A 17,380-nucleotide genomic window follows, 5' to 3' on the forward strand; every position below is an offset into this window, starting at 1 on the left:
ACTTCCGAAATATGGTATAATTATAATTGATGCCGAGGTGGTGGAATTGGCAGACACGCATGGTTGAGGGCCATGTGGGCATATAGCCCGTGCGGGTTCAAGTCCCGCCCTCGGCACCAAAGGTCCCAGGTAGGGACCATTTTTTTTGAGAACGTTGAAACAAGATTTTTAGTCTAATATATACGGGGGCGAACTGGTTTCGACGGGGGTAGGTGTCTCCGAGAAGCGAGCCGGGGTTGCCTGGACTCCCTGTTATCAAAAGTCCAGGGAAAAGATAAGTGCCAACGAAGAACTTGCTCTTGCAGCTTAATTAAAAAGCTGCCGTCCTACTAGAACTTGGCTGGGGTTCTAGATAGGGCGTGACATAACCAGCCTAGCAACTTTGGGTTTTCCTTCCGCCCAAAGTTGTGAAATCTGAGGAAGGATAGGATTTGAAGAGCCTGTCTGTGGGCGCTTCAAATCCGAAAGTTAAAACACAGACTGCGCTCGGAGAAGCTCGGAGGTACCTACTTTCGGACGCGGGTTCGATTCCCGCCGCCTCCACCAGAGAAAAAATGGGAGCATTTGCTCCCATTTTTTAAATATATTTTGATATTTCTCCTAAATCATTTGCTATAATGTCAGGTTTTATGTTTGATTTTTCAACATCTTTTCTTTTTGCTTCACCTGTTAGTACTAGAATTGTCATTACTTCAGCTCTTATACCTAATAATATGTCTGTATATAACCTATCTCCAATAACACACGTTTCTTCTTTTTTTACTTTGAATTTTTCAATTATCATTTCTAAAATTAATGGATCGGGTTTTCCAAATATGATATCAGGTTTTCTATGAGTAGTTTTTGTAATAACTGAAGCAATTGCTCCTGTATCTGGAATTGGTCCTTCTTTTGTAGGACAATTTAGATCTGGGTTAGTTAAAACAAACAATTTTCCTTTTGATACAAAGATAGATGCTTTTGCAAGTTTTTCGTATGTTAGTTCTTTATCAAAAGTTACAACGACAATGTCTGGTTCCTCATCTTCGACAATTTTATGTCCAAATTTTGTAAAAATATCTTTGATGGCTTTTGTTCCTATTACATATATCTTCTTTTTTCCAAATTTTTTAAGAATATACTCTGCCGTCTCAATTCCGGCAGTAAAAATTTGATTCTGGGAGATTTGAATATTATGTTTTTCAAATTCTTTAATATATTCTTCGATAGACTTATTGGAGTTGTTGGTCAAAAAAACATAGTGTTTATTTGCATTTTTAACGGCTGTTGCAAATTTTTCAGAACCAAGCAAAGGCTTTCCACTTAACGAGAATGTTCCATCGATATCTACAATGAATAATTTTACGTTTTTTATCTTTTTTCTTGAATTATCTGTTAGAAATATCATTTTGTGACACCTCTTTTTAATAATATAAACATTAAAGGTGCACCTACAAAAGAGGTGATTACTCCAATAGGTATTTCGATAGGTGATACTACTGTTCTAGCAATAGTATCTGAAAAAGACAAAAAAATGCCTCCAAGTAGAAAACTACCCAAGATGCTGTATCTATGATTACTGCCTGTTAATATTCTCGCGGCATGAGGTATTATAAGACCTACAAAACCAATTATACCAGTTTTTGAAACTATTGTTGAAATAACAAATGCACCAAATAGGTAAAAAATCCATTTTTCTCTTTCTACTTCTACACCCAATAATTTTGCTTCATCTTCACCCAATGCTATTGTATCAAGTTCTCGAGATTTTAATAGTGAAAAAAGAAGAAAAGAAAGGACAGAAATAGAAGGAATTAATAGATCATTAAACGTAATGCCAGATAAACTTCCAAATAGCCAGACATATGCATTTGTAATATTTCTTCTAGAAAAATTTATTAAAAGTATGGTTGCAGAGGAAAAAATGGTACTAATAAGTACACCAGATAAAATTAAATGTGTTATTGGTATAATTCCTTTTCTTTTTGCCAAAAGAACTGTAAGAAAAGAAGCAAGAAATGAAAATAGGAAAGCAAATAAAGTTATACTAAAAAGTTTATTAAATGAAGTTGCGATATATATTGCTAAGACTGCACCAAATCCAGCTCCAGCAGAAGTTCCGATTAAGTAAGGATCAACTAGCGGATTTTTCATGATTGTCTGAAAAATTGCTCCAACTGTTGCTAAACCAGCTCCTGTAATTATTCCCATTAAAATTCTAGGAAAACGGAGTTTCCAAATTAAAAAATGGATTTGGTTGTTAACTGTTATAGATTTGAATATTTCACTAATCGATATTTTTACACTACCAAATGACAGATTAAGTATTATTGAAAAAACAAAAAGAATAGGAATGATTATTCTTCCGTATTTAAAAATCCATTTTTGGAACATTAGTTACCTCCATAAAAGAAGTCGTAGAAAATCTCGAGATATTTTATAATATCTGGTGAGATTTGGCTAATCTCATTTCCATCAACAATTAAGATTTTACCATTTTTTACAGCTTTTAATGTTCCGAAAATTTTACTACTTTTAATTATTTTTAATGTTTGTTCAGGATCTCCATATGTAGCAATTATTATTACATCTGGATCGTTAAAGATTAAAAATTCCCAATTTATTGGTAACCATCCATTATTGCCAGTGTATGGGGCAGTGATGTTTACACCACCAGCTATTGTAATCAATTCATTTATATACGATCCAGTTCCAGCTGTCCATAATTCTTTTGCTTCATCATTTGGAGTGGTTATAGTGAAAAATACAGTTGGTCTGTCTTCAAGTGGGATTTTTGAACTTTTTACACCAAATTCTACAATTTTTTCTTGTATTTTTTTTGATAATTCTTTTGCTTCAGGCATTTTATCAAATATTGCCCCCAATAAAGAGATGTCTTTAGCAATATCATTTAAAGTAAGAGGATTTAATACTAAAACTTTTAAACCAAACTTTTCTAATTTTTCAACTTCGGGTAACTGGAAACCACCAAAAGTAATTACCAAATCAGGATTGAGTGATAAGATTTTTTCGATATTGAGTGGTACTAAATTTCCGATTTTTTCAGATTCAAAACTATCCCAATCAGTTACACCGACAATTGTGTTTTCAACACCAAGAGAGATTAAAAATTTTGTGGCATTTGGGGCAGCTGAAACAACCCTCTGTGGTACTTTATTGATTGTGACTAATCTCCCTGCATCATCTACAATCGTTAAGGCAAAAATGTTTAAAATTAACATAAGTAACCCAAATAAAACAAATAACTTTTTCATAGTTTCACCTCCAAAAGTTTTTTTTAAAGAAAAACGCCCACCTTTAGGGACCGTAAAGGTGGTTTCCGTCCTTTTCACAAAAGGTATCCCGACTTCCGGATCATCCTACTCCCTGCGCCTTCCCAGGCAAAGCCCAGTGGCAACAATGCAGGTTTCGTCCCCGGTTACGGTGGCGTCCCCGTGCCGGATTTTCACCGGCTTCCCTCTTGTGAAAAGGTGGAGTATATTTACTTTTTAAAAGATTATATCATACCTTATAATTACTTGCAAAGTCCCTTGCTAATTTATCAATTTCAATTATATCTTCAATTGAATTAACTTTTCCATCTATTTTTTCGCATGTTTCGATGATAATTTCAGAAATTTTTGTGAATTTTATTTCATCTTTTAAAAATCTTTCGACTGCAATTTCGTCAGCAGCGTTAAATGCTATTCTTTTTGCTAAGTTTTCCATTATTGATTTTCCATAGAAAAAAGCGGGATATTTTTCTTTATCAACTTCCTGAAAGATAAAATTTTTGTTGTCAAATTTTGGCCAATTTGGATTTGAATATTTTCTTTCAGGATGTGTTAAAGAATAGGCAATTGGTATTTTCATGTCAGGATAACCAAAATGTATTTTGATTGTGCCATCTTTTAATAAAACAGCTCCATGAACTGTTCCTGTTGGATGAATATATACGTCAATATTTTTAGTTCCAAATAATTCGTATGCTTCAATAACTTCGAAGGCTTTATTTACCATTGTTGAAGAATCTACTGTAATTCTCTTTCCCATGTTCCAAACAGGATGTTTTAATATATCTTTTGGTGATAACTTTTCTAGTTTACTAATTTTTTTATCTCTTACAGCTCCTCCAGAAGCGGTTATTATGATTTTCTCAACAAAATTATCATATAATTGGAATATTGCCGAGTGCTCACTGTCAATAGGAATCAATTCTGTATTGTAATTTTTGCATTCCTTTTTCACAAAAGGACCGGCACATACAAGGGATTCTTTGGTTGCAAGTGCTAATCTTTTCGTATATTTAATAGATTTCAGTGTTGCAATCATTCCATCGAATCCTGGTATTGCTGAAACAACTATATCTGGTTTGGTTTTTTCTAAAAATTCATCTAATGAGGAAAACTTATAATTTGGAAAGAACGGAGAAAAATAGTTTTCTATTTTATATTCCTTTATTAAAGCTCTTGCGAGATTAATATTTTTTCCAAATACAATGCCACCAATGTAAAAATCATCCAAGTTACGTATTACTTCTAAAGTTTGTGTTCCAATTGAACCGGTTGCTCCTAAAATTACTATGGATTTTTTTTCCATCTAAAATAAATCACCTCACCATCCGAAACATTTATTTTTATTTTTTTTGATATAGTTACGTTACTTACTCCTATGGGGTTAGTTATATCCATATATCCATTAAATTTGTATTTAAATCCGTCTAAAGAAATTTTTGCTTTACAAAGAGCTATAAATGACCATACTTCATTTTTTTCGACTATTATTTCAGAACAATTTCTTAGAACTCCAATATCAACTTTTTTAGAACGGGCAACAATTTTGTGTTTATATTTTTTCATTAATCCAAATAGTGCAAGAATCATATCTAATCTTTCACCATCGAAATTTAGGATTTCAATTTCATCTGCTCCAATGTCAATAGCATACTTAATTGCTAATTCGCAGTCAATTTCATCTTTTTCAACTGGAAACTTTAAAATTTTAATATTTTTAGTTTTAAAATAGTCTAAAGTTTTCTTATCTATCGAATCTAAATCACCAATAATCACATGAGGTAATATACCTTTATCTTTCAGAAGATTTGCTCCACCATCAACTGCGATTATAAGATCAGAATTTAAAATATTTAATTCTTTAGAAGCACCATTTAATACAATAGAAGCTTTCAACTTTTTTACCCCCATATAACATGATATAATACAATTAGATTATATCATGGAGTTGGTAAAATGATAGTTAGAGCTGTGAAAATAAGGAAAATATATGGAAAAAAGGATCCATTTGAAGCACTAAAAGGAGTTTCATTGGAAGTAGATGAAGGTGAAATATTAGCAATTTTAGGGCCATCAGGTTGTGGAAAGACCACCCTTTTAAATTGTCTTTCAGGACTTGATACTCCCACAGATGGAGAAATTTTTGTTTTGGGTAAAAATTTGAATAATATGAGTGAAGAAGAAAAAACGAAATTCAGGGCCGAAAATATGGGATTTATCTTTCAATTTTTTAACCTTATTCCCGTTTTAACTGCTGTTGAAAATGTCGAAATTCCACTTTTGATATCTAAAAAATTTCCTGTAAATAAAATAAGAAAAAAGGCATACGAGTGGCTTGAAAGACTTCATATAGGTCATAGAGCAAAAGCTTATCCAAACGAAATGTCAGGTGGTGAGCAACAAAGAGTAGCTATTGCAAGGGCGTTAATAAATAATCCAAAAATTGTATGGGCGGATGAACCAACTGGAGCTCTGGATACGAAAAATAGTGAAGAGATAATGAATATAATTTTGGAAATGAATAGAGAGCTTGGAACTACATTTGTAATTGTGACTCATGATCCAAACGTGGCTCAAAAAGCACATAGAATAATAAAAATGGACAGTGGATTAATTATAAGTGGCCAAAAATCGGGGTGAATTAATGTACATACCTTTACTTATCGAAGATTTTATCGATGAAGTTTCTCATTTTTTAAATGACTACAATGCTCTTATCGAGTTTGTTGAAGACAATTTTAAAAGATTAGATGATCCTTTGTTGAATGATCCTGAAGTTAGAAGTAAACTTCAGGATTTTTACAATTATATTATTGATATGAGGAAATTACCAGAAAAGAGAATTATGAAGAGGATGAAATATATTCCAGGAATGATAAAAAGATTTAAATTAGCACATTTAGTATATAAAGTAGAAAAAATTGGAAATTTAAAGCCGCTAGATACTCCAATAAAATATATTAAAGGTGTTGGGCCGAAAAGATCACAAAAATTAAAAAAACTAGGTATAGAAACATTAGAGGATTTACTTCAATTTTTTCCAAGAGATTATGAAGATAGAAGGAAATTAATACCTCTCTCTCTTTTAAAAGAAGAAGATAAAGTAGTAACAAAAGGAAAGTTAACAAGTATTGAAAAAACAAAACGTGGAAATTTAACAATTATAAGCGCTGTACTTTCAGATGGCATTTATCAACTTCTTTTAAAGTGGTTTAATCAAGATTATATGGAAAATATTTTGAAGACTTTTTTGAGAAAAGAAGTTTATGTTTTTGGAACAGTGAAAAGAGGCTTTTACGGAGCACTTGAGATCCAAAATCCTGAAATAGAAATCTTAAAAGATAATGTAAGAGAAATATTTCCTATATATTCGTTAACGGAAGGACTTAATCAGAATGTGTTAAGGGGACTGATAAAGGATAATTTGCACCATGTGTACAATTACGAAGATGTTTTACCTGACGATTTGAAATCCAAAAGGGAATTATTGGATATATATGAAGCATATACGGGTATGCATTTTCCAAAAAGTTTGTTTCATCGAAAAAAATCGAGGTTTAGGTTGGCGTACGAAGAAATTTTGTATTTGCAGCTTGCATTTTTATATTCAAGAAAGAAGACAGAACAAATAGGTGGTATATCGAAAAGATTTACCGGAAGATTTTCTCAGCAACTTATTTCCGAACTTCCTTTTACATTGACAAATGCACAAAAAAGAGTGTATGAGGAAATTAAAGATGATTTAAAATCAGAAAAACCAATGAACAGATTGCTTCAAGGTGACGTAGGCTCGGGTAAGACAATTGTTTCTGAATTAACTTTATTAGATAATTATGAAGCTGGTTTTCAGGCTGCGGTTATGGCTCCGACTTCAATTTTAGCTATTCAACATTATAAAAAAATGTATAACGATTTAGCTAAATTTGGGATTAAAATAGCACTTTTAATAGGTGCAACTTCTACTTCTGAGAAAAGTAGAATAAAAAATGCTTTAAAAAGTGGTGACCTTGATATTGTAATAGGTACTCATGCTTTAATTCAAGAAGATGTTTACTTTAGAAATTTGGGATTGGTAATAATAGATGAACAACATAGATTTGGAGTTGAACAGAGAAAAGAATTAATAAGTAAAGGAAAGGTTGTTGATACTTTAGTAATGACAGCAACTCCAATTCCAAGGACTCTTTCTCTAGCTATATATGGTGATTTGGATGTTTCGATTATTGATGAAATGCCACAAGGTAGAAAGCCTGTTAAAACGTTTTTGGTTCATCAATCAAGAATTGAAGAAGTTTATAAATTTGTAAGGAGCGAAATTGAAAATGGTGGCCAGGCATACATTGTTTATCCTTTGGTTGATGATTCAGATAAGTTAACAGTTAAAGCTGCTACTACAATGTATGAATCCTTGTCAAACAATTATTTCAAAGATATACCAATAGGGTTAATTCATGGCAAGTTGAGTGATTCTGAGAAAGATGATATAATGTACAAATTTTCAAAAGGTGAGTTAAAGATTCTTGTTTCAACGACAGTAATTGAAGTTGGTATAGATGTTCCAAACGCAACAGTCATAGTAATTGAAAATGCAGAGAGATTTGGGCTTGCCCAATTACATCAGCTTAGAGGAAGAGTTGGAAGGGGTTCAAAACAATCGTATTGTTATCTAACAGTAGGTGATGTTTCAAGAGAAACTTGGGAAAGATTGGAATTCTTTGCTTCAACGAATGATGGTTTTAAAATATCAGAGTATGATCTTAAGTTGAGGGGGCCGGGAGAATTTCTTGGCGTAAAACAACACGGACTTCCAGAATTTAAAATTGCAGACATAGTAAATGATGCTGAAATTATGGCGATTGCACGTGAAGATGCTAAGCATATAATAGAAAATGCCCAAGATTATGAATATTTATTAAATAAAGTAAAAGAAATATATAAAGAGAAATTAAAGTTATTAGAAATCGGATGAGGTGGTAAATTGATTTTAAGAGCTTCATATGGAACATTAGGATTACTTGGTTTGACTAAAAGTAAGATAAGAATGGATACAGCATATTTTATGTTGGATGGAAAATGTGTGTTTGATTGCCATTTTTGTAGTCATGCGAGATCTTCAGTAGCTCACAATAAGTTTCTTTCGAGAATTATTTGGAAAGAAATTAGAATGGAAGATTTAAAGAAGCTTTCAAATGCAAAGAGAGTGTGTATTCAAGTAGTAAGTTACCCAGGTTATAAGGAAGATTTAATTGAAGTTTTAAGACATTTAAAAAATCACAAAGTTTCTGTTTCAGTTAGGGCTTTAACTTTTGATGAAGTAAAGATGTACTTTGATATAGGTGTTGATAGCGTAGGATTAGCTGTAGATATTGTGAATCGAAAACTTTTTAAAATGATTAGAGGAGGGAATTATGATAAAGTTTTGGAATTAATTGAAAAAAGCTCCTCAAAATTTCCAGGAAAGATTACAACTCATGTGATTGTAGGTTTGGGAGAAACGGATAAGGAACTAATTAATTTTTTTTATTACACAAAAAAGCTTAATGTAAATGTAGCACTTTTTGCTTTTACACCGATTAAAGGAACTAAACTTGAAAAATTTCCTCCTCCATCAAGAGGAAGATATAGAAGAATACAACTTGCAAGATTTTTGATTTTTGAAAAAAACATAGAACCAGAAAAATTTATTTTTGATAATCAAGGGATGTTAAAGGAAATTGAAGTAGGATATTTTGAAGGTGTTGGGAAAGCATTTTTGACATCTGGGTGTAGTTTTTGTACTAGACCATATTACAATGAAAAACCTGGTGAAGAACCTTTTAATCAATTTGTTTATTCAAAAAAGCTTGAAGTTGAGGCTAAAAAAATTTTGGAGGGTTAATATGTTTTTCTACAAGGAAAGGGTAAAGCATAATTTAAGTTTAGATACTCCTGCACTATTGATTGTTGATGTACAGAACTATTTTTTTTCTCCTGATAGTAAAGCATATTTAAATGGTATTGAGAATATATTTCCGAATTTAATTAAATTAAAAGATGAATTTTTAAAAAGGAATTTTCCAGTAATTTGTACTATTCATTTTGGTGGTTCGAATACGATGAAAAATTGGTGGAATAATGTTATTTCTGAAAGATGGACTAAACCTTATTTTAATGATAGAAGATGCCTATTTATAACAAAAGACACCTACGACGCTTTTTTTAAAACAAAATTAGAGGAATACTTAAAAAATAACAAAGTAACTGATCTTTTAATCACCGGAGTAATGACACATCTTTGTTGTGAGACAACTGCAAGAAGTGCATTTGTGAGGGGATTTAATGTGATTATGATAGAAGATGCTTTGTGGGATAAAGATGAATTTTATCATTTTAACTCTTTAAAGTCTCTTGCGCATGGATTTGCTATAATTTCAAAAACGGAGGAAGTACTATGCGCGTTGGAGTAGTTGGAGGTGGACCTGGGGGGATAGCTACAGCAGTTTTTTTAAAAAGATATGGAATTGATGTAATAATTTTTGAAAAAAAGGAACTTGGCGGTTTATTGAATAATGCTTGGAGGGTGGAAAACATTCCTCTAATTAAACCATCTTCTGGAAGTGAGATTGTAAGTTTAATGAAAAGATATGTAAAATTATATGAAATTGATGTGATTTACGATGAAGTTATTGAAATTAGAAGTAATTTTGTAAAAACAAAAGATAAAATTTACCATTTTGAATATATTGTAGTTGCTATAGGAACTGAACCAAAAAGAATAGAAGCATTTGAGACAGAAAGGACTTATTATGAACTTCGTGATTTACCACAAAATGTAAAAAAATTAGCAATTTATGGCGCAGGTGATGTGGCATTTGATGAAGCAATAAGTTCAAAATTAAAAGGAATAGATGTTCATATATTTAATAGAAGTAATAAGATAAGGGCTTTGAAGAGGTTGATTAATATTGCGAATGCTCTGAAAATACCATATCATCCAAGTGAGCCAATTTTAAGTGTTGATTATACAAATGCCAATATTGTTATTAAAACTTCAAAAGGGGAATATAAATTCGATGCTTTGTTAATTGCAATAGGGAGAAAAATAAATTTGGAAATATTGAAAACGGAAAAAGTATTTTTAGTTGGAGATGTTGCGCATCCGCATTACAGACAAGCTTCGATTGCAGTAGGTGATGGCATAAGGGCAGCTATGGAGATAATTCAGGGGAGGTATTAAAGTGGAAATTTTAAAAAAATATGGGAAAGATGAGATAGCGTATGTATATTTGGGTAAAACTTCGAAAGGAAATATAGTAGAATTTGTTGAATCTGTGCAACCGCCAATTCCAAGGGAAAAAAAGTGGGTTTTAATAGTTTCAACTTTAAATGGCTGTCCAATTGGTTGTTTGATGTGTGATGCTGGAGGTTATTATAAAGGAAAATTATCTAAAGATGAAATTATCGAGCAAATTTTATTTTTAGTTGAAAATAGATTTTCAAGAAGAGTTCCAGTGAAAAAGTTTAAAATTCAATTTGCTAGAATGGGAGAGCCAGCTTTAAATGAAAATGTTTTGGATGTATTAAATGATCTCCCAAAAATACTAGATGCTCCTGGTTTGATGCCTTCAATATCGACAGTTGCTCCAAAAGGTGCTGATAGCTTTTTTGAAAAATTGTTAGGAATAAAGGAAAAATATTACAGAGGAAGATTTCAACTGCAGTTTTCAATTCATTCAACTGATGAAAATCAAAGAGATAAAATTATTCCAATAAAAAAGTGGAATTTCGAAAAAATATCTGAATATGGAGAAAAATTTGTGAAAAATGGTGATAGGAAAATTACCTTAAATTTCGCATTAGCCACGGAAAATGTTGTTGATGCAAGTGTTATAAAAGATAAATTTTCACCAGATAAATTTTTAATAAAAATAACTCCTGTTAATCCAACCTACTCGGCGATTAGGAATGGATTAACTTCGGATATTGATATTAGGCAAAATATGCCTAAGAAACACAAACGATTTGTTGAAAAACTTAAAAACTATGGTTTTACAGTCATCATTAGCATAGGAGAACTCCAAGAAAATCAAATTGGGAGCAATTGTGGACAGTATATAAAGAAACATTTGATGGAAACTCAAAAAATAGATTTTGCATATACTTATGTCGATGATTAGGAGGTGAAAAAGTGGATTATATTGATTTGAGAAGTGATACAGTGACAAAGCCTACAGAGGAAATGAGAAAAGCAATGTATAATGCCGACGTTGGCGATGATGTATATGGAGATGATCCAACCGTAAATAGATTAGAGAGAATGATTGCAGATATATTGGAAAAAGAAGATGCTATATTTGTTCCGAGTGGAACTTTTGCAAATCAATTGGCGTTATTTACTCATTGTGAGAGGGGAAATGAAGTGATTTTAGGAGATGATACTCATATTGTTCAACATGAAGCAGGTGCAGCGTCCGTAATTGCAGGGGTTCAACTGAGAACTATTGAGACTGATAAAGGAGTTTTACCTCCTGAAAAAGTATTGGAAAGGATTAGAAAAGTAGAGGATATACATTTTCCAAAAACAGGATTAATTTGTCTTGAAAATGCACATTCAAATGGCAGAGCAATTCCTTTGGAAAACTTTGAAAAAATTAGAAAAATTGCTGATGATTATAACATACCTATACATCTTGACGGAGCAAGAATTTTTAATGCATCAATTGCTTTGGGTGTTGAACCAAAAGAGATAGCAAAATATGCTGATTCAGTAAGTGTATGTTTGTCCAAAGGTCTTTGTGCTCCAATTGGTTCGTTGTTAGTAGGTTCCAAAGAATTTATTCAAGATGCCAGGAAAAAAAGAAAGATTATGGGAGGAGGATTGAGACAAGCTGGAATTATTGCGGCGGCTGGAATCGTAGCTCTGGAGAAAATGAGATCTAGATTAGTTGAGGATCATGAAAATGCAAAATATTTGGCAAAAAGGCTTGAGGAGTTTGGATATATTAACATTGTCGAACAAGTAGATATAAATATGGTATTTTTTAGAATAAATAAGAAATTTGATGAAAATAAGTTTTTGGATTATTTATATAAGAATGGAATAAAAATAAACCCTTCTGAGGATGGAATTTTTAGATTTGTGACTCACTATTGGATAAAAAGGAAAGATATAGATAGAGTGATTGAACTTATGAAAGAATTTTTTGAGGCTTTGGAATAACATTGATATAAAAAAGCTCCAGCATGTGTGGACTGGAGCTTTTTTATTACATCCAATTTTTTCTTTTAAACCATGCAAGGGTAAGCATTATAGTACTTATAGACCAAATTATAACATATAAATAAGTGAAAGGATTATTTTGTAAGGGGAGGGCAACATTCATGCCATAAAAACTTGTAATAATAGTTGGAATTTGCATCAAAATAGTAACCACAGTTAGTATTTTCATAACTATATTTAAATTGTTTGAAATTACTGATGCATACGAATCCATCATACCAGCTAAAATGTCGCTATATATATTTGAAACTTCTATTGCTTGCCTATTTTCAATGATAGCATCTTCAAGAACGTCTTGATCTTCTTCATATATTTTTAAAATATTACCTCTAAGAAGTTTTTCCATCATTATTTCGTTTGATCTTAATGAAGTAGTGAAATAAACAAGACTTTTTTCAAGATACATCATTTCTTCAAGTTCTTTGTTTTTCATTGATCTATGCAGTTCTTCCTCGATTATACTGATAGTTTTATTAACTTCTTTTAAATAACCCAAAAAAACCTTTGCATTTAATAAGAAAAGTTGGAAGATCATCCTGCTTCTTTTATTTATTTCAAATTTACTTTTTTCTATCATATGTTCAATAAAGTCAATAGGTTCCCGGGTCGAAAGAATTGTATAATTTTTTCCAATGATGATACCCATTGAGACAGTTCTATATGGAATTTTTGAATCACCATTGAATTTTTTGGGGATTTTAAGGATTACTAAAATTGTATCTTCATCGATTTCGATACGTGCGCGTTCATCATCATCTAGGGAGTCATATATAAAATCTGGATCAAACTGCAAAAGGCTAGAAAGCATGTGAATCTCATCTGCGGAAGGATCAATAACTCTAATTAGTGAATTTGGAACAAATTTTTCAACTTCCACTATCTTGTTATCTTGTGTGGTGTAAAATTTTACCATAATTTTACCTCCTTTTTTTAAATTTACGGTGGTCGTGGTAAAGGTTCATCTGAATAACTACTAGTATAACTTTCACTACTCATCCTTTTTTCACCTCCTAGATTAGTTTTTTTAATTATACCATTTATAACTTTTTTATATAATACATTCTTTAAAACTTAATTTACCGTTTTCAAAAATTAAAAGTTCACCTTTTTTGACTTTTTTGAAATGAGTTCCTAAAGCCTCTGACGAAACTATGTTGTCAGAGTACCACATAGTGTAATATTCAGGTTCACTTTTAAAATAACAAAAAGCATACAGTTTATGTTTTTTTATTAACAAAAAATTAATGCCACTAAAATCATTGGTGTTAATAAAATCTTTCAGTTTTTTAGCTAGTTTTTCGATGCTATTAAAATCTCTAATTTTTAAAAAGTAATCATAACTATCACTTTTAAATATGTTATTTCTGGGAGTAGTATATATTGTTCCATTGTGACAAAACGCGTTTCCATATTCATCAAAAAATGGATGAATTTGCAAATACCCAATTGGAAAATTCGGTGAAGCCTTTCTTGCATGCATAATTCCGAGTTTAAATTTTGGGAAGTCTACATTTAATTCGTAGATTGGTTCTTCGAATTTGTGATATAAGATTTCTTTATTTTTGTTTTCTGCATATATCCCAAAACCATGTTTATGTGGACTTTTAATTCCATTTTTGGCCATGTCTTGAAGCATTTTAAATAACTCATTTATCGACGTATCGTCCTCAAAAGAAAAACCAATCATTCTACACATTTTATTCCCTCATAAGTTTAAAATTTGATATTTTTTACTAACAGGTTCTAAAATTACTACTGTTGCTTTTCCCGTAAGCCAGCCAGAAGCTTCACCTGGATTTATTATTAAAGTATTCTTATATTTTTCAATAACGAGTTCATGAGTATGACCAAAAAATATAAAATCATACATTTCACTATTTTTTGCTGATTCTAATGTAAAAGGTTCATGCATTATTAGAATTTTGAATTTTCCTAATTTTATTTCATATGGACCAGGTTTAATATTTTCGTTGGATTTTTTAGATAATAAAATTTTTTCACCATCATTATTTCCAAATACTCCATAAAAGTCTATATTATCCTTTAAAAAGTAGGGTAAAATAAATGGTGCTACAAAGTCACCACAGTGAAAAATTTTTTCAATTTTAAATTGTTTGATTATTTTTTCGATTTCTTTTGCTTTGATTAAATTATCATGGGAATCACTTAAAATTAGCCACATTGTTGTCCCCCCTGATATTTTAAAATTGGATATAAAAGCTTTCAAAATCTTGTTTTGGGATATTTTCTTCGACAATTTTTTCTACATTACTATAACCATTGCCTGAGACTATATATTCGCGAAACATTTCTAATTGATTTGAGCTTCCACCGGCAATTATTGTAACAGAACCATCAAGTTCATTTTTCACATATCCGACAATTCCCAGTTTTTTTGCAATATTTTTTATGAAATATCTAAATCCTACTCCTTGTACTAATCCAAATATTTTAAATTGTTTCCAAATCATAAATATCACCAAAATATATTTTATCATAAAGTATTTGTGTAGTATAATTATATAACACGAAAACAAAAATTGCATTAGGAGGGAGTTTCATGAAAAAATTTTTATTTATATTTGTTTTATTCTTTGTTTTTATTTCAGCATTTTCAAACATTTTTTATGGAAATTTGCATGCTCATACTTCCTATTCTGATGGAAGTTTATATCCAGAAGATGCATATGCATACGCTAAAAATTATGTAGATGTTCAGGCAATTACTGATCATGCATATTACTTTACTCAACTTGTTAATGGTAAAGAAAAACCTTACCTGACTAAATTGGCTGCTAAAAATGCAACAGTTCCAGGGAAATTTGTTGCGCTTCAAGGTTTTGAATGGACATCTGGAATGGGGCATATAAACGTATATGAAACGTTAGATTGGCTTTCAAGGAATATGGATGGTTCAGTAAAAGGTTTATATAATTGGCTAATTGAACACAAAAAACTGGGCCAGTTTAATCATCCTATTAATACATTTGGCACTTTTAATGATTTTGAATTTTTTCCAGAAGCAGATTTGTATATGAATTTGATAGAAGTTGGTAATGGGAATTGGGCATTAGGTGATGTTATAAGTCCTGAAATGTTTGGTAATTATTTTGTTGCCCTAAATAAAGGTTGGCATTTAGGGGCTACTGTAAATCAAGATAATCATAAGCCAAATTGGGGGGGAGCAAATGAAGGTAGAACAGGAATCATAGCAAATGAATTAACATACGAAGATATTATGGATGCACTGTGGAAAAGACATACTTTTGGTTCAGAAGATAATAATGTGAAGATCGAGTTTTCATATAAAAATTATATTATGGGAGATATAGTTAATGAAGTGCCAAAAAAAGCCATGCTTCATTTTGAATATGAGGATACTGATATCCTTTCATATTTTGCATTAATTTCTCAAAGTGGAACAATTGTTGAATTTTCACCAAATGTCAGTAAATATTCAACAGATATATCTGTTGAAATTCCCGATGGTTTTGAGTGGTATTTTATTTATGCTAAACAACAAGATGAAGATGAGATTATTACTTCACCGATATGGTTCCAAGCTGATTCTAAGGTTTTTGTTAACAATTTAAGACAAAATCCTTTAAATTTGTTCAGTGGCGATAATGTTAAAGTGTTTTTTGATGTTTATAATGTAAGTGCTGATAATATTAACGTACTTCTAAAAGTTTTAGATAATAATTCTTTGATAGAGGAAAGAAGAATTTCTTTTTCACCATATGAAAAAAAGGCATACAATGTGAAAATAAACGATTTGTCAGAAGGGCTACATGTAATAAAATTTTTAATTAACGATGTTGTTGTTCAATCTTATAAATTTAACGTTAGTAAAAAAACAAACAAGGTAGTTTTAATTGATATTCTTCATGAAAATGACTATTTAGATAGACTAAAAGCTATGGTTCCTGTGTTTGAGGAAAATGGATATACAGTTTTGTTTTCAAAAAGGATGTTAAATAAATTTGATAATGTAGATATAGTAATAATTCCCACCCCAAAAGAAGGTGGATTTAGCTTTTCAAAAGATTTACTACCTCAAGAGGTTAAAGCACTGGCAGAATTTGATGGAGAAATAGTATTAATACCTGGTAGTGATGAGGAATACTTCAAAATTTTTACACAAAAGATTAAAGGAAAGATTGTAAATATTGAAGAGATAGCAAAATATTTTAATTTGACTGTGAGTGAAAAAAAGAAAATAGAAACTGTGTTTATAGATATAGGACATTTGAATGATTATAGCAGAGATAAATTAACTAAATTGGAACGATTTTTAGTTTCAAAAGGTCTAACTGTTAGGTATATAAATAAGATAGAAGATTTGGATTGCGAGGTTTTAATTATTCAGAATGGTAAAAATTATTCTAAAGAGGAACTGGAAAATATTGTAAATTTTGTAAATAAGGGTGGGAAGTTGATACTTACAAGTAAGAGTGATTATTCTGATGGTGGTAATACCGAAGATATGAATAAAATTTTAAAACTTTTAGGTTTAAATGTTAGGTTTAATGATGATCAAGTTGTTGATAAAGTTAACAATTATGGCGCATACTATAAAGTGTTGGTAAATGGTTTAAGATTTTATAGTCCATGTTCCATTCTTGTTAATGATGAAAAGGTCGAAATTTTATTAAAGTCTGATACAGCGACAAATGAGGACAGAGATGGAAACAATGATGCGATTCCTGTAAAAACGGTTGTCTTAGCAGCCAAAGCAAGAGTTGGTAAAGGTGAAGTTATAGTACTTGGAAAGTCAATATTCTCAGATTATGATTTTGATTTTAACAAAAAATTTATTGAAACAATTATTTTAAATTAATTAAAATTG

At 30.9% G+C, this 17,380-nt stretch carries 17 protein-coding genes, 1 tRNA gene, 1 other RNA gene and 1 riboswitch; of the genes, 10 read left to right on the plus strand and 9 right to left on the minus strand.

Annotated elements, in window-relative coordinates:
- Window positions 1–31 precede the first annotated feature (31 nt).
- Both BUB65_RS04105 and ssrA read left to right on the plus strand, forming a co-directional pair.
- Window positions 32–119 (plus strand) — tRNA-Leu (locus tag BUB65_RS04105).
- A gap of 65 nt (window positions 120–184) precedes the next feature.
- Window positions 185–546: a transfer-messenger RNA gene (gene ssrA, locus BUB65_RS04110) on the plus strand.
- Between the two features lie 31 nt (window positions 547–577).
- On the opposite strand, the gene BUB65_RS04115 is transcribed toward ssrA, so the two are convergent.
- The 5 genes from BUB65_RS04115 to BUB65_RS04135 form a co-directional block, all read right to left on the minus strand.
- Complete coding sequence (locus BUB65_RS04115) at window positions 578–1,387, minus strand: HAD-IIA family hydrolase (RefSeq protein ID WP_073072559.1); 810 nt, start codon at window positions 1,385–1,387, stop codon at window positions 578–580.
- Window positions 1,384–2,373, minus strand: a complete 990-nt coding sequence (locus BUB65_RS04120; protein ID WP_073072562.1) for a FecCD family ABC transporter permease — start codon at window positions 2,371–2,373, stop codon at window positions 1,384–1,386. Before BUB65_RS04120 ends, BUB65_RS04115 begins: the two co-directional genes overlap by 4 nt.
- Window positions 2,373–3,254 carry an ABC transporter substrate-binding protein gene (locus tag BUB65_RS04125; RefSeq protein WP_073072986.1) on the minus strand — a complete coding sequence of 294 codons (882 nt, stop codon included), beginning with the start codon at window positions 3,252–3,254 and terminating at the stop codon, window positions 2,373–2,375. The genes BUB65_RS04120 and BUB65_RS04125 overlap by 1 nt, the downstream gene beginning before the upstream one ends.
- Before the next feature lie 61 nt (window positions 3,255–3,315).
- Window positions 3,316–3,505, minus strand: a riboswitch (cobalamin riboswitch).
- Window positions 3,502–4,578, minus strand: a complete 1,077-nt coding sequence (locus BUB65_RS04130; RefSeq protein WP_073072564.1) for a 1-deoxy-D-xylulose-5-phosphate reductoisomerase — start codon at window positions 4,576–4,578, stop codon at window positions 3,502–3,504. Its footprint overlaps the riboswitch before it by 4 nt.
- Complete coding sequence (locus BUB65_RS04135; RefSeq protein ID WP_073072566.1) at window positions 4,560–5,168, minus strand: thiamine diphosphokinase; 609 nt, start codon at window positions 5,166–5,168, stop codon at window positions 4,560–4,562. Before BUB65_RS04135 ends, BUB65_RS04130 begins: the two co-directional genes overlap by 19 nt.
- Window positions 5,169–5,228: 60 nt before the next feature.
- On the opposite strand from BUB65_RS04135, the gene BUB65_RS04140 reads away from it, so the two are divergent.
- The 7 genes from BUB65_RS04140 to ltaE are packed head-to-tail and all read left to right on the plus strand — an operon-like array spanning window position 5,229 to window position 12,471.
- A complete protein-coding gene (locus BUB65_RS04140) occupies window positions 5,229–5,912 on the plus strand; it encodes an ABC transporter ATP-binding protein (RefSeq protein WP_073072569.1) in 684 nt (227 codons plus the stop codon).
- 4 nt (window positions 5,913–5,916) lie between these two features.
- Window positions 5,917–8,241: an ATP-dependent DNA helicase RecG gene (gene recG / locus BUB65_RS04145; protein ID WP_073072571.1), complete on the plus strand. Its 2,325-nt coding sequence runs from the start codon at window positions 5,917–5,919 to the stop codon at window positions 8,239–8,241.
- Window positions 8,242–8,250: 9 nt separating this feature from the next.
- A complete protein-coding gene (locus BUB65_RS04150) occupies window positions 8,251–9,150 on the plus strand; it encodes a LipS2 family lipoyl synthase (RefSeq protein ID WP_073072573.1) in 900 nt (299 codons plus the stop codon).
- Window position 9,151: 1 nt separating this feature from the next.
- Entirely contained in the window at window positions 9,152–9,718 is a 567-nt protein-coding gene (locus tag BUB65_RS04155; RefSeq protein ID WP_073072576.1) for a cysteine hydrolase family protein, read from the plus strand.
- Window positions 9,703–10,488, plus strand: a complete 786-nt coding sequence (locus tag BUB65_RS04160) for an NAD(P)/FAD-dependent oxidoreductase (protein WP_073072579.1) — start codon at window positions 9,703–9,705, stop codon at window positions 10,486–10,488. The genes BUB65_RS04155 and BUB65_RS04160 overlap by 16 nt, the downstream gene beginning before the upstream one ends.
- Window position 10,489: 1 nt before the next feature.
- Window positions 10,490–11,428, plus strand: coding sequence for a radical SAM family protein (locus tag BUB65_RS04165; protein ID WP_073072581.1), 939 nt, complete (start codon window positions 10,490–10,492; stop codon window positions 11,426–11,428).
- Window positions 11,429–11,439: 11 nt separating this feature from the next.
- Window positions 11,440–12,471: a low-specificity L-threonine aldolase gene (gene ltaE / locus BUB65_RS04170; protein ID WP_073072583.1), complete on the plus strand. Its 1,032-nt coding sequence runs from the start codon at window positions 11,440–11,442 to the stop codon at window positions 12,469–12,471.
- 46 nt (window positions 12,472–12,517) lie between these two features.
- Here ltaE and BUB65_RS04175 read toward each other — a convergent pair whose 3' ends face one another.
- The 4 genes from BUB65_RS04175 to BUB65_RS04190 form a co-directional block, all read right to left on the minus strand.
- Complete coding sequence (locus tag BUB65_RS04175; protein WP_073072585.1) at window positions 12,518–13,444, minus strand: magnesium transporter CorA family protein; 927 nt, start codon at window positions 13,442–13,444, stop codon at window positions 12,518–12,520.
- A 135-nt stretch (window positions 13,445–13,579) separates the two neighbouring features.
- A complete protein-coding gene (locus BUB65_RS04180; RefSeq protein ID WP_073072587.1) occupies window positions 13,580–14,227 on the minus strand; it encodes a class II glutamine amidotransferase in 648 nt (215 codons plus the stop codon).
- 9 nt (window positions 14,228–14,236) lie between these two features.
- Window positions 14,237–14,713, minus strand: a complete 477-nt coding sequence (locus BUB65_RS04185) for a metallophosphoesterase (RefSeq protein ID WP_073072589.1) — start codon at window positions 14,711–14,713, stop codon at window positions 14,237–14,239.
- A gap of 19 nt (window positions 14,714–14,732) precedes the next feature.
- The gene (locus BUB65_RS04190; protein WP_073072591.1) at window positions 14,733–15,002 is read right to left on the minus strand and encodes an acylphosphatase; all 270 of its coding nucleotides are present in this window, start codon (window positions 15,000–15,002) and stop codon (window positions 14,733–14,735) included.
- Window positions 15,003–15,091: 89 nt separating this feature from the next.
- Here BUB65_RS04190 and BUB65_RS04195 point away from each other — a divergent pair, with 89 nt between their 5' ends.
- The gene (locus tag BUB65_RS04195; RefSeq protein ID WP_073072593.1) at window positions 15,092–17,371 is read left to right on the plus strand and encodes a DUF4350 domain-containing protein; all 2,280 of its coding nucleotides are present in this window, start codon (window positions 15,092–15,094) and stop codon (window positions 17,369–17,371) included.
- Window positions 17,372–17,380: the final 9 nt, after the last annotated feature.

Source organism: Thermosipho atlanticus DSM 15807 (assembly GCF_900129985.1).
GTDB lineage: Bacteria > Thermotogota > Thermotogae > Thermotogales > Fervidobacteriaceae > Thermosipho_A > Thermosipho_A atlanticus.